The organism is Paenibacillus sp. FSL R5-0407 (assembly GCF_038009185.1).
Taxonomy (GTDB): domain Bacteria; phylum Bacillota; class Bacilli; order Paenibacillales; family Paenibacillaceae; genus Fontibacillus; species Fontibacillus vini.
This window is the reverse complement of record NZ_JBBPAX010000002.1, coordinates 414,658-428,424: the sequence shown is the minus strand read 5'-3', so window position 1 is coordinate 428,424 and position 13,767 is coordinate 414,658. Positions and strand designations below refer to the sequence as shown.

8 protein-coding genes are annotated in these 13,767 nt (G+C 54.1%); 5 read left to right on the top strand and 3 right to left on the bottom strand.

The window, feature by feature from the left end; all coding sequences use genetic code 11:
• Positions 1-36: 36 nt before the first annotated feature.
• Complete coding sequence (gene pgmB / locus NYE70_RS21190) at positions 37-3,057, top strand: beta-phosphoglucomutase (RefSeq protein WP_341048006.1); 3,021 nt, start codon at positions 37-39, stop codon at positions 3,055-3,057.
• Positions 3,058-3,863: 806 nt separating this feature from the next.
• Here pgmB and NYE70_RS21185 read toward each other — a convergent pair.
• The 3 genes from NYE70_RS21185 to NYE70_RS21175 are packed head-to-tail and all read right to left on the bottom strand — an operon-like array spanning position 3,864 to position 8,406.
• Positions 3,864-4,982, bottom strand: coding sequence for a sugar ABC transporter substrate-binding protein (locus NYE70_RS21185; protein WP_341048005.1), 1,119 nt, complete (start codon positions 4,980-4,982; stop codon positions 3,864-3,866).
• Positions 4,957-6,603, bottom strand: a complete 1,647-nt coding sequence (locus tag NYE70_RS21180) for a response regulator (protein ID WP_341048004.1) — start codon at positions 6,601-6,603, stop codon at positions 4,957-4,959. Before NYE70_RS21180 ends, NYE70_RS21185 begins: the two co-directional genes overlap by 26 nt.
• A 3-nt stretch (positions 6,604-6,606) precedes the next feature.
• A complete protein-coding gene (locus NYE70_RS21175) occupies positions 6,607-8,406 on the bottom strand; it encodes a sensor histidine kinase (protein ID WP_211021553.1) in 1,800 nt (599 codons plus the stop codon).
• Between the two features lie 274 nt (positions 8,407-8,680).
• Here NYE70_RS21175 and NYE70_RS21170 point away from each other — a divergent pair, with 274 nt between their 5' ends.
• From NYE70_RS21170 to yjfF, 4 genes are all read left to right on the top strand, one after another.
• Positions 8,681-9,739, top strand: a complete 1,059-nt coding sequence (locus tag NYE70_RS21170) for an ABC transporter substrate-binding protein (protein ID WP_211021554.1) — start codon at positions 8,681-8,683, stop codon at positions 9,737-9,739.
• A gap of 122 nt (positions 9,740-9,861) precedes the next feature.
• Positions 9,862-11,394 (top strand): sugar ABC transporter ATP-binding protein, encoded by a 1,533-nt coding sequence (locus NYE70_RS21165; RefSeq protein WP_341048002.1) that lies wholly within the window; start codon positions 9,862-9,864, stop codon positions 11,392-11,394.
• Positions 11,391-12,422 (top strand): ABC transporter permease, encoded by a 1,032-nt coding sequence (locus tag NYE70_RS21160; protein ID WP_290407018.1) that lies wholly within the window; start codon positions 11,391-11,393, stop codon positions 12,420-12,422. Before NYE70_RS21165 ends, NYE70_RS21160 begins: the two co-directional genes overlap by 4 nt.
• The gene (yjfF, locus tag NYE70_RS21155) at positions 12,415-13,383 is read left to right on the top strand and encodes a galactofuranose ABC transporter, permease protein YjfF (RefSeq protein ID WP_213655376.1); all 969 of its coding nucleotides are present in this window, start codon (positions 12,415-12,417) and stop codon (positions 13,381-13,383) included. Before NYE70_RS21160 ends, yjfF begins: the two co-directional genes overlap by 8 nt.
• Positions 13,384-13,767 lie beyond the last annotated feature (384 nt).

Here is a 13,767-nt window from a genome sequence, read left to right as displayed (position 1 = left end):
AGAAACCAGTTTCGTTTCGGGAGGAGCCTCATAGCGATGAAAACCAAGATCAACATGGAGCAGGGCACGCACTCGGAAGCTTTGTATCCTTACGAAGCGTGGCATATCCGGGAAGAGGAATATTCGGAGAAAAACCACCAGAGAAACGAGAGTGTTTTTGCCCTCGGAAACGGTTATATCGGAATGCGCGGCAATTTTGAAGAAGGGTACCATGGAACGGAGGGCGGCTCGGTTACCGGCACCTATTTGAATGGATTTTATGATTCCGAGCCGATCCATTACCCGGAAGGTGCTTACGGATATCCGGCGCGCAACCATGCGATGCTGAATGTGCCTGATGCCAAAATCGTGCGGCTTGAGATTGAAGGATACCCCTTCAGCTTGCAGAGCGGGACCGCCCACATACACAGCAGGGTGCTGGATATGAAGGGGGGGCTGCTGCATCGGCAGGTGGAATGGGAATCGCCGGCCGGCCATCGGGTCATGATCAAGATCCGGCGTCTCGTCGCCTTGCAGCGCAAGCATCTGGCTGCGATCTGTTATGAAGTTACGGCGCTCAATTTTGATGGAGAGCTAAGGTTGATCTCGCTGATTAACGGAGAGGTCGCGGGAGCGGAAGGAGGTTCTCCGGGCGATCCGAGGGTAGGGGCGCGGCGCCTGGAGCCGAGCCTGCTGCTGGAACAGAGCGGCAGGGAAGCGGCCGGATGCTGGATGAAGCACCGGACGAGGAACACCGGATTTTCGCTGGTGACGGGAATAAGACACTCCATGGATGCTCCGGGAGAAGTGGAAAATAGAGTGGTCGCGGATGGTCCACGCAAAGGAATAAAGTATGTGTTTCCGCTCGAAACCGGGGAGACGGCGCGGCTCACCAAGTATATTGCTTACCACACCTCCAAGGACTACCCGGAGGAGGAACTCGTCCCCCGTAACATCAAGGTGCTGACGGACGCAGAGCAAGTGGGTTTTGAGGCGCTAGCTGCTGAACAGCGTGTCTTTTTGGACCGGTTCTGGAGCCGGGGAGATGTGGAGATTGAAGGCGACCCCGCGCTTCAGCAGGGAATGCGGTTCAATGCCTACGGCTTGCTGCAGTCGGTGGGGCGGGACGGGGTCACCAATATCGGGGCCAAAGGACTGACCGGTGAAGGGTACGAGGGGCATTATTTTTGGGATACGGAAATGTACATGCTGCCTTTCTTTACGTTCACCCAGCCGGAGATTGCCCGGGCATTGCTGGAGTTTCGTTATGTGACACTGGACAAAGCGCGGGAACGCGCGGCGGAAATGTCGCAGAAAGGGGCGCTATATCCTTGGCGTACGATCGCCGGTGAGGAGAATTCGGCTTATTTTCCGGCGGGAACGGCGCAAGCGCACGTTAATGCGGATATCGCTTACGGAATTCGGCAGTATGTGCTGGCGACGGGGGATTTGGATTTTCTAGCGGAGAAAGGTGCAGAGATTCTGTTTGAGACGTCCCGGTTCTGGGTCGATCTCGGTCACTTTAACCCGGCTCGGGGCGGGGCGTTTTGCATCGATGCCGTAACCGGACCGGACGAGTACACGGCCATCGTCAATAACAACGCCTACACGAACCTGTTGGTCCGGGAACAGTTGAATTATGCCTGCGAAACGGCGGACCTGTTGTGGAGGAGCTATCCGGAGCATTACGCTCGTCTGCAGCGGGAAATCGGACTTACGGACACCGAGATGACGGAATGGAAGAGAGCGGCGAATCTTATGTTTGTTCCTTTTGATGAGGAACTCGGGATTTATGCGCAGGACGATACGTTTTTATCGAAGAAAAAGTGGGATTTTGCGGGCACGCCAGCGGATAAATACCCGCTGTTGCTGCATTACCATCCGCTCGTGATTTACCGCCATCAGGTACTGAAGCAAGCCGACTTTGTGATGGCGATGTTTTTGCTCGGAGACCGGTTCACTTTGGCCGATAAAATCCGGAATTACCGGTATTACGAGCCGCTGACCACTCATGATTCCTCCTTATCGCCCTGCATTCATAGTATCGTGTCCGCTGAGATCGGTGATCTGGAGGAGGCTTACAAATATTTTAACCGCACGGTGCGGATGGATCTGGACGACGTCAATCGGAATGTAAAAGATGGCCTTCATACCGCCGCGATGGCGGGCTCCTGGATGTCGGTCGTGAACGGTTTCGGCGGTCTGCGGCTGTACGGGGACGGCATCCTTTCGTTCTCGCCCGCACTGCCGCCGCAGTGGAAGAACTGCCGATTCAAAGTGGCGAACCGCGGCAGATTGCTGGAGGTTTGCATCGGGCACGATGAGGTGGTGTACACGCTGCGTGAAGGCGATGCATTTACGATTCGACACAAGGGAGAGCTGGTCCATTTGCCGCCCGGGAAGAAAATTGTAATGTCCCTGGCCGCGCGGCTGGAGGCAGTAATTTTTGACTTGGACGGCGTGGTTACGGACACGGCGGAGTATCATTACCTTGCCTGGAAGGAGCTTGCCGACGAACTGGGCATTCCTTTTGACCGGAACGTCAATGAACGGCTTAAGGGTGTCAGTCGGAGCGAATCGCTGGACATTCTGCTGGAAAAGAGCACCCGTTCCTGGACCGCCGCGGAGAAGGAAAACCTGGCTGCGCGGAAGAACGACCGCTACCGCGAGCTGATCGGTCAACTGACGCCCGGCGATTTGCTGCCGGGCATCGGTGAGCTGCTGACCGCGCTGCGCGAGCGGGGGATCGCCGTCGGGCTGGCCTCGGCCAGCCACAACGCCCCGCTGATCCTGGAGCGGCTGGACGCCGGCTCCTGGTTCCAGGCGGTGGCGGACCCTGCGGGCGTCCGCAAGGGCAAGCCGGACCCGGAGATATTTCTCCGGGCGGCGGAGCTGCTCGGCGTACCGCCGGAGAACTGCGTCGGCGTTGAAGACGCGGCCGCAGGCATCGCGGCGATCAACGCCGCCGGGATGAAGTCGGTCGGCATCGGAAGCGCCGACCGGCTCGGCGAGGCCGACTTGCGGCTCGCGTCGACCGCCGAGCTAAGCGCGGAACAGCTGCTGGCGCTGTTCCGCTAGCCTGGCACGCGTGCTGCGACCTTGCAGCGCAGCACGCCGAGGGAACCCTTGCGCAGCTGCCAGTCCGGCTCGCATCACTTCAAAGGCCGCTTCGTCCGACAAGTTGTCGGCTGACGAAGCGGCCTTTGACTTTGACTTTGCTGCGCGTGAAATTTTGTGCTCCCCAGGAGGATTAACTGTAAAACCTACAGTTAAATTGTGCTTAAAATTGATTTTTTAAGAATTAGCTGTAAAACATGCATCTAATCAGACCGATTTCTCCCGATTCGTCAAATTGGTCCCGAAATAGCTGCAGTTTTTCCAGTTAAATCGTGCAACAATGCCTTATTCGATAAATTAACTGTAGTTTTTCCAGTTAATTTTACCATCCGGGCGCTAATAGACTTACTCTTAGTTAAAGTTACTCCCACTCCCCAGCAACCCACATCCATCCACCTTACCCGAGCGGTACCGCCGAACAAGTAACTATCACTTCCGAGCCCAAGTTACTCCCACTCCCCAGCAACCCGCATCCATCCAACGCACCCGAGCGGCACCGCCGAACAAGTAACTAGTGCTCTGATGCTTCTATGCACCCGAGCTCACCCGAGCGGCACCGCCGAACAAGTAACTAGTGCTCTGATGCTTCTATGCCCCCGAGCTCACACGAGCTGCACCGCCAAACAAGTAACTACCACCTCTGAGCTTAAGCTACTCCCACTACCCGCAGTCACATCCAACACATCCGAGCAGCCTCGCCGAACAATCCAACCCTACTCAGAGCCCGGCCCCTAAGCATTTCGTCCTCAAACACCTACACATCGCCCTTAGGGAGCGGAGCTATTGATGACCACCTTTCCGGTATCGGTGAAAGGGGGGACGGGTTCGCCCCGGGCCGCTTGCAGGAGATGGTCGATCAGGAGTCGGCCCCAGCTTTCCTCGTTCTGAGAGAGAACCGAAGTGATCTGGCCGTTGCGCAGGCTCTCTTTCATTTCGGGCGTCATATTGAAGGCGGCGGCGTAGCGGTTCAGGCCTTTGGCTTTCCAGACCAGGACCGAATTGGAGCTGGAAATGAGGTCGACGGATACCAAGGCATCAAAATGCGGATGAGCATCGATCATCGCTTCAAGATCGGTTAGCGCTTTGTCGCTGTCGCCTTCGTTGTGCCGGACTTCAAGCACTTGAATGCGGGTTTCGTCACGCAGATAATCCAGAAGTCCTTGAAGGCGCCTCTGATGAAGCTCCATCCGCTGCACACCGGATTCCACCAGAATCATGCCCTTGTTTTTCGTCATTTGCTTGATGATTTTGCCCATTTGAACCCCGGCATCGACGTTATCCGTACCGATGTAGGATGACCGCTTGCTGTTCGGTACGTCCGATTCGAAGCAGATGACGGGGATACCGGCTTGAACCGCCTTATCGATCACAGGGCCCAGCGCTGATGAATCGATAGGCGAGATGGCGATAGCGTCCACTTTTTGCTGGATCATCGTCTCCATCATATGGATTTGCTGCTCCAGGTTTACGACTTCCGGCGCTTTGACGACCAGCCGCACCCTCTCCGGGGAAGCGGCTTCTTCCGTCAAGCGGGTGATCTCTTCATAAAACGGATGCGCCATCGGGTAAATGATGCCGAAGGTATATAGCGGCGTCTGGTCCATGGACGCTTCCGAAGGAGACTCGGATAAGCGAGCCGAGTTGGCGGCCGGAGCGGCGACTGATCCTGGGAGGCCTTTAGAAGATAACCTTAACTCCGTTTCCGAAGTTATGCCTCCTCCTGTCCCAGAGCCTCCACCAGAAGAACCCGACGTATTCATCGTTGTCTGCTTCCCTTCGGAAGCAGACTGCCCTTGGCATCCAGCCAACACTATCGTCAATGCGACGATCAGTCCCAAAGCCAAGCCAAATAACTTGAAATTACGCAAAAAACGAAGCGCGTTCATCTTGCTCTCCTTCCGCCAGACCGAAAGACACCGCGGCCGTAGACGATGCGCCTTGCTTGCGGAATTCCGTCGTCGTCATCCCGGTGACCCGCTTGAACAGGTTGGAAAAATAATGCGGATCGCTATAACCGACCTGAAAGGCAATTTCATAGGTTTTGGCCTGGGTGGATTGAAGCAGCTCCATCGCTTTATTGATGCGTGTCTGCGTCAGGAACTCGATAAACGTCTGACCCGTTTCCTGACTAAATATTTTGCTGAGATGGCTGGGACTCATGTTGATGGATTCAGCGGCGTCCTGTAGTGAAATATGGTCCTTGTCGTAATTGGACGTAATATATTCCTTAACCCGGAGCAGCAGATGAGCATAGCGGTCGGAAGAATGAGAACGCCAATGCCAGAATTGCTCTACCAGCCGGGTTAAATAATGACAAGCCTCACCCCAGTTGCGGATTGATTCGATCGATTGCTGAAAATCAACAAGCCGTTGTCCGTCAGCTTCAGATCCCCGGTACCATTCCTCGGCGGTTTTAAATACCTCGAGCGTAAGATCGTTCAATAGATAATAGCCGGTGAGCGAAGCGTTCCAGTCGATCGGAGCAAGCGCGGAAGCAAACTCGGGAATGAATGATTCCAACTGACGGGGAGTTCCGATTTTGAGAAACCGGATAAACGCCTGACGGTCTAGGAAAATGCTATGATGGATCGAACTCCGGGTCGCTTCCAGCAAATTCTTCCGGTTTTGCCGCGAGAGGCGCTGCCAGTGAAGACCTTCCTCCGCTTCCAGAAAAGAAAGATGAATCCCCTGAAGGCGCTCTTGCGCCGATCCGATTCCAAGGGATATCTCACAGCAATGAGACTCTGTCTCAAGCTTGTTCTGCATCTCCCGGAATGGCCGCAGGAAAAGATCCAACGTTTCCTTGTTGTCGCCTTTTACGATCCAGACCGTCTTCGTGAGACTGGAACGGTATTCCAAAATTTGCTCGCGTCCGTCTTCGACATGCTGTTTCAGCGCCGATAAAGGGACATCCAGATCATGTCTATTCTCCGGAGAAAGACGCAGATCCATCAGGACGACGGCATACCAGCGTGCCACCAGCCGGAGGGATAAGGCCTCCGCGGTTTGGATCGCCTCCGTCGTTGACAGCAGCCCGCCGCACAAATCGTTAAGCAGCTTTTGCCGGGAGAGCTCGGTTTTTTCATGCTCCCGCTGCATCAGGCCCGCCAACTGTTCCTTTTCGCTTCGTTCCTTGTCGATTTTGTCGCTAACCCGGCGAAGCAGCCTCATCAGATCCGAGGAACTGATCGGTTTGAGACAATATTCCACGACACCCATGCTGAGCGCCTTCCTTGCATATTCAAACTCCCCGTGCCCGCTTAAAATAATGATTTTCACGTCGGGCATCCTGCTGCGTACGATTTTGCTCAACTCAAGCCCGTTCATGAACGGCATCTTGATATCCGTGATCAGAATATCGGGCTGCATCTGCTCGATCATCGGAAGGGCCACTTCGCCGTCAGAGGCGTCTCCCAAATACTGAAACCCTTCCCGTTCCCAATGAATGCAGTCCCGAATCGTTTCTCTGATGAGAATTTCATCGTCGACGAGCAGTACTTTCTTCATCCGTTAATCCCCCGCTTTCATCGGAATTGAAATGGTTACGATCGTACCCTCTTGCGGAACGCTTTCGATCCGCACCCCGTATTGATCTCCGTAAAAAAGCTTGATCCGCTGATGCACATTATGGAGCCCGAATCCGCCCGACACCTCTTCTCCGGTTTCCGCAGGCATCCGGCGGTTAAGCAAATTCCGCTGCAGCTGCTCCAATTTCTCGGGTGTCATTCCGCAGCCATTGTCCCGGACCGTGAGCAGGAGCTCGTTCATTTCCGTCTTCCTGGCGCTGACCGTGATCAGTCCTTTGCCGCGTTTGTTTTTGATACCGTGGTAAAGCGCATTTTCTACGATTGGCTGTAGCGTCATTTTGAGGACGGAACAAGACCGGAGCTCCGGGTCCGTTTCGATTTCATAATCGAGAATGTCGCGGTACCTCATTTGCTGGATGACCAGATAGCTGTGCACATGCTCGATTTCTTTTTCGAGCGTGATCCAGTCCCGTCCTTTGCTGAGGCTGATCCGGAACAGGCGGGAGAGCGATTCCACGAGGGTGATGACCCGGTCGTTTTTTCCCGCTTCCGCCATCCAGAGAATCGAATCCAGCGTATTGTAAAGAAAGTGAGGGTTGATTTGGGCTTGCAGCGCCCGTAGCTCCGCCTTTTTGATTTCCTCCTGCTCCCGTATGTTTTGTTCGAGCAGGCTTTTTATTTTTCCAAGCATAATGTTGAAGCTTCGTCCCAGATCGGCGATTTCATCCTTGCCCGACGGCGTGACCTTCGATTCGAGAAAACCGGACGCCGCAAGCTTCATTTTATTCTTCAGGAGCTTCAGCGGACGAGTAAGTCGGGAGGATATGAAGAAATGCAGCGATACGGCAAAAAGAATGCTGAGCGCCACGCTGACGATAATGAGCTGACGGATCGAATCGGCCTCTTTGACGATTTCTTGCAAAGGAACCTGACCGATGATTTTCCATCCCGTGGCTTGTGAGGAAGAGGCGAAAATGAACTTCGGGACGCCCTTCGACTTATCGACGTAACTGCTCAAAGTGCCGGAGGCCAAGGAGGCGAGCATGTCGCTATCCGGAAGAATGTTGTCCCGGTCCAGCCGGGAAGGGGTGAATATCGGACGGCCGCTGGCATCGATTACATAAAAAAATCCCGTCTCGCCAATGATCACCTCGTCGCAAAACCGGCCCACCTCGGAATCGTCCAAGTCTATAATGATAAAGCCGATTACCTCGTGCGTAATCCTTTGTTTTACGGCAGCCATAATGGAGATCCCCGGCTTTTCCTGCAAACCGTCCACCCGGTCCAGCGGCTGAGAGTCAAGCGGAGGAATGTTGAGCACGGAATCAGGGTGGTTGATCAAATAGGTGAAGTGAGGATTGCGCAGCGGGTTTTTGTCCAGTTGGAAGACGCCGCGCCGTTCGCTGATGCCCCGTCCGTACAAATTGATCATCGTAATGTTGAGAACGCTCTCATATTTGTAGGTTTGGCGGTACGAATCTATCGTTCTCAAAATCTCTTTGGCATCTTCATAGGTATCATTTTGCGAATATAGAAAATGGAGCACTCTCGGGTGACTCCCGAGTTCCAGCAATTTGCCGCTGTCGATGAACAGGGTTTCCAGGTTTTGAGCCAGTTGGTCTGCGGTGAGCACGGCGCTGGCTTTACTATTTTCATAAACGGTATTGTACGATTTCTGATAAGAAACCAACCCGATTCCAATTAACGGGATGACGGTTAAGCACAGGAACATCATCAACAGCTTGGCGCGCAGGCTGGAGGAGATCCAGTTGATCAGTTTCATCGGACGTCTGCCTTTCGAAGGAGGATGTCGGCATCGGCAATGCAAAACCTTCTCTTTTGTTCCAAATTATGAAGGATCGCCTATGAAAACGCAATCATTAATAAAAAATTGAACTATTGGCGCAAAAAAACAAACCAAGATCATGTTCTGTAAGAAAATCCGCCCAAAAAAGGCCATCGACAAGCGATGAAACTCCGTATCCTCCTAAAATGGAAGCGTTTTATAATCGAGTCACGCCAGGCTATGGTGAACCAAAAAAAGGGGAGGAAACAAGATGAATTCATTTAGAAGATCGGGCCTGATCCTGGCCGCTTCATTGATGCTGCTGTTCTCGGCAGCTTGCGGCGGGGGCAACGGGGCTGGAGGAAATGACAAGGAGCCTGCAAACGGGGGAAATCAGGTAAAGCAAACCAATGCGGAGAGCAATGGGGAGCAAAAGGATACGTCATCCAATAAGAAAATCACGCTCGGATTCTCGCAGGTAGGAGCCGAAAGCGGCTGGAGAACGGCCAACACGAAATCGGTCCAGGATTCTGCCAAAGAAGCCGGATTCGATCTGAAATTCTCCGACGCGCAGCAAAAGCAAGAGAACCAGATAAAAGCCCTTCGTACATTCATTCAGCAAAAAGTGGATGTCATCGCCTTTTCTCCGGTCGTGGAGTCCGGTTGGGACACCGTGTTGAAAGAAGCGAAGGATGCGGGCATCCCGGTCATTTTGACCGACCGTGCCGTAGATTCGGCCGACACCTCGCTGTATGAAACGTTCATCGGTTCCGACTTCGTTGAAGAAGGACGCCGTGCCGGCCAATGGCTAGTGGATCAATATAAGGATTCCACGGAAGAAATTAATATCGTTGAACTGCAAGGGACGACAGGGTCCGCGCCAGCCATCGACCGGCAAAAGGGCTTTGCCGAGGTGATTGCGTCGAATCCGAATCTGAAGGTAATCGCATCGCAAACCGGCGATTTCACTCGAGCCAAAGGTAAAGAAGTTATGCAGGCGTTCCTGAAGGCTAACAAGAAGATCGACGTGCTGTATGCACATAACGACGACATGGGTCTTGGAGCGATTCAGGCCATTGAAGCGGCCGGACTTAAGCCGGGCGTAGACATCAAGATTATTACTGTCGATGGAGTAAAAGACGGATTCGTTGCAGCCAGCGAAGGCAAAATCAATTTTATCGTGGAATGTAATCCGCTGCTCGGTCCGCAATTGATGCAAGCGGTGCAGGATGTGGTTGACGGCAAGGAAGTGGAGAAGCGGATCGTTACGGAAGAAGGCGTATTTACTTCCGAGGATGCGAAACGGGAACTGCCGAATCGCCAATATTAAGAAATTGTTTGTTCGAAATGGTTCTGCATTAAGATATGGCAAGTAACAGGAGGAGGGCAGCTTCGCGCGGGCGTTTGGGCTTCGCCGGGGCTGCCTGTTCTCTTGGAGGGGAGAAGAGCAGAATGAAGGAACTGCAACCGATATTGCAAATGACCGGGATTCAAAAGCAGTTTCCCGGAGTGAAAGCCTTGAGCGGAGTGGATTTTCGTCTGTTTCCCGGAGAGGTGCATGCCTTGATGGGTGAAAATGGAGCGGGCAAGTCGACGCTGATCAAAGTGCTTACCGGCGTCTATACCGCCGATCAGGGAAGCGTGGAGATGGAAGGACATGCCATTGCGGTGCACAGTCCCCAAGAAGCGCAGCGGGCGGGGATCAGCACCGTATACCAGGAGGTGAATCTGTGCCCGAATCTGTCCGTCGCGGAGAATATTTATATCGGCAACGAACCCTGCCGCTTGGGCCGGATTCGCTGGAAAGAAATGAACCGGAATGCCGAACGGCTGCTGCAGGAAAGGCTTCATCTTCAGATCGACGTGACCCAGCCTCTGGAATCCTATTCGGTGGCGGTGCAGCAGTTGATTGCGATCGCCAGGGCGCTCAGCATATCCGCCAAGGTACTGATTCTGGATGAACCGACTTCCAGCTTGGATCAAAGCGAGGTCCGGCAGTTGTTTGACATCATGAGAAAGCTGAAGCAGGATGGGCTGGCCATTCTGTTCGTCACACATTTTCTGGATCAGGTGTATGAGGTTTCGGATCGGATTACGATTTTGCGGGGCGGAGAATTCGTCGGGGAATACCTCGCTGCGGACTTGCCGAGAATCGAGCTGGTCTCGAAGATGATCGGTAAAGAGCTGGTGATGCTTGAGAAGCTTGAGACGCTATCGAATGAGTCGGACAGCAACGATAAGAAGGATGACGTCGTAATGTTGGAAGCGGAAGGGCTTGGCCGGCAGGGTGCGATTGAGCCGTTCGACTTGCGGATCCATCAGGGGGAAATTCTCGGCCTGGCCGGACTGCTGGGCTCGGGGCGAACCGAAATGGCCCGGCTGTTCTTCGGGGCGGACCGGCCGGACAAGGGCAGTCTCCGTTTAGCGGGAAGCGGTGCCGGGAGTATTCATACGCCAAGGCAGGCGATCGATCAGGGCATCGCCTTTTGTTCCGAGAACCGGAAGACGGAAGGTATTATCGACGACTTGACGGTTCGGGAGAATATCGTGTTGGCGATGCAGGCCTCCAAGGGCTGGTTCCGGAGAATCCCGCGCAAACGGCAGGAGGAGATTGCGGAGGAGTATATTTCCCTGCTGAACATCAATCCGCGCGACTCGGAGCAACTGATCCGTCATCTCAGCGGCGGTAATCAGCAAAAGGTACTGCTCGCCCGCTGGCTGCTGACGGAGCCGAAGCTGCTCATCCTGGATGAGCCGACCCGGGGGATCGATATCGGGGCGAAGGCGGAAATCCAGAAGCTGGTGCTCTCACTTGCGCAGAAGGGAATGTCGGTCATCTTTATTTCTTCCGAGCTCGAAGAAGTGCTGCGGGTGAGTCATAGGATCGCCGTGTTGAGGGATCGCAGGAAGGTGAAGGAAATGACGGGTACGGAAATGAACCAGCAGTTGGTGATGCAGGCGATTGCAGGAGGGGATAAGGGATGATGAAGCATCGTTTGTTTTGGCCATTGATGGTGCTTGGCGTGTTATTGTTATTTAATTTGATCTATTCGCCGGATTTTTTCTCTATTAAAATGCGGGATGGCCATCTATACGGTAGCCTGATTGATATATTGAACTTTGGCTCACCGCTCATTCTGGTAGCGATCGGCATGACCCTTGTGATCGCTACCGGCGGGATCGACCTGTCCGTCGGTTCGGTCGTGGCGATCACGGGAGCGATGGCCTGTCTCAGCATCAGCCGCGCAACCGATCAAAACGGCCTGGTCGCCGTGCTTGTAGCGGTAGGCATTGCGCTTGTATTATCGGCTGCGCTCGGCCTTTGGAACGGATTCCTCGTGGCCCGCATCGGCATACAACCGATTATCGCCACTTTAATCCTGATGGTGGCCGGACGGGGCATCGCTCAATTGATCACGAACGGGCAGATCATTACTGTACTCAGCCCGAAATATCAGTATATCGGGGCCGGCTCGCTGCTGACGCTGCCGTTTTCGATCTTTATCGTCGCGGCGATGTTCGTGATCGCCTCGCTGCTCACTCGGAAGACCGCGCTCGGGCTGTTTATTGAAGCGGTCGGCTGTAAGCCGACGGCCAGCCGGCTCGCGGGTGTCCGCTCCCGAACGGTAATGCTGGCCGTGTACATGTTCTGCGGCTTGTGCGCAGGCATCGCCGGGCTGCTTCTCAGCTCCAACGTTTCCAGCGCTGATGGCAACAATGCCGGGCTCTGGTATGAGCTCGACGCGATTCTGGCCGTTGTCATCGGAGGGACCTCCCTGACCGGCGGGCGCTTCTATCTCGCGGGTACGCTGGTCGGTGCGTTAATCATTCAGACGTTGACGACTACGATCTACATGGTGGGCGTTCCGCCGGAAATTACGCTGGTGGTTAAAGCGTTGGTCGTTCTGGCCGTCTGCCTGGTTCAGTCCGAGAAGTTCCGCGGGTTGCTGCGCGGTAGGCCGAAGGCCGGTCCTTTGCAAACCGCGAATCCGGAGGTGAAACGCCATGCTTAAACGACAGTACATTCCGCTCTGGGTAACGATCGGCCTGTTTCTGTTGATCTTTATCGTCGGTTCCTTCCGCTATACGGGTTTCTTTTCGATGCAGGTGCTGCTTAACCTGTTGATCGACAACGCCTTCCTACTGATCGCGGCTGTCGGCATGACCTTCGTGATCGTTTCAGGTGGAATCGACTTGTCCGTAGGCTCTATGATCGCTTTGACGACGATGGTATCCGCGAGCCTGCTGCAGCAAGGCTGGCCGCCAATGATCGTTATCCTGCTCGTCTTGATCATCGGCGTATTGTTCGGAACCGCCATGGGGGCGATTATCCATTACTTTAACATCCAGCCGTTCATCGTAACTTTGGCGGGGATGTTTCTCGCACGGGGGCTCTGCTATGTCATCAGCATTAACACGATAACGATCGATAATGCTTTTTACACGTCGGTTGCTCAGACGAAAATCAAACTGCCGGGCGGAAGCTTCATTTCGATCAGCGTCCTGATCGCGCTGGCCGTGGTAGCTATGGGCATCTATCTGGCCCACTATACGAAATTCGGCCGCAACACCTACGCCGTCGGCGGCAGCGAGCCGTCCTCGATGTTAATGGGATTGCCCGTGGCCCGCACGAAAATGATGGTGTTCGGCTTTAGCGGCTTCTGCTCTGCGCTGGCGGGCATCGTGTTTACCTTCTACATGCTGTCCGGCTACGGACTGCATGCCAATGGCATGGAGCTCGACGTTATCGCGGCGGTCGTGATCGGAGGAACGCTCCTCACCGGCGGCGTAGGTTACGTGGTGGGCACCTTCTTCGGCGTCCTGATCCAAGGCGTCATTCAGACGATCATCAGCTTTGAAGGGACGCTCAGCTCCTGGTGGACGCGGATCGTGATCGGCGTGCTGCTGCTGCTGTTCATCCTGCTGCAAAGGCTGCTGGGCGAGCGTCGCCTGACGGGGCGAAGCTCGGGCTAAGGATGGAAGTTTGCGCTAAGTTGGCTAAGTATGGGGAGATACTGGCGCAAAGTATAGGCTAGGTTGAGGAAATTGGGGTAAGTTTGGGTTCGGAATAAGGTAGGTATGAGCGAATATAGGCAATGGATGGGTTAGGAATAGGCTGATTTCGGCAATGTCTGGGCGAGGGTGCTAGGTATGGATTCCTCGGTATTCAATCGATGATTGGATATTTTCCAATCAAATTAGCTCGAAACGATGGAAATCCCTTCGTGATTGGATATTTTCCAATGACCGGAGCCTAGATTCCCCTAAAACACCCGTCTTCGGTGATTCTCATTGGAAATATCCAATGAGAATCCATCTAGTTGCCCTTTTCCATTGTTCTTATTGGAAAATTTCCAA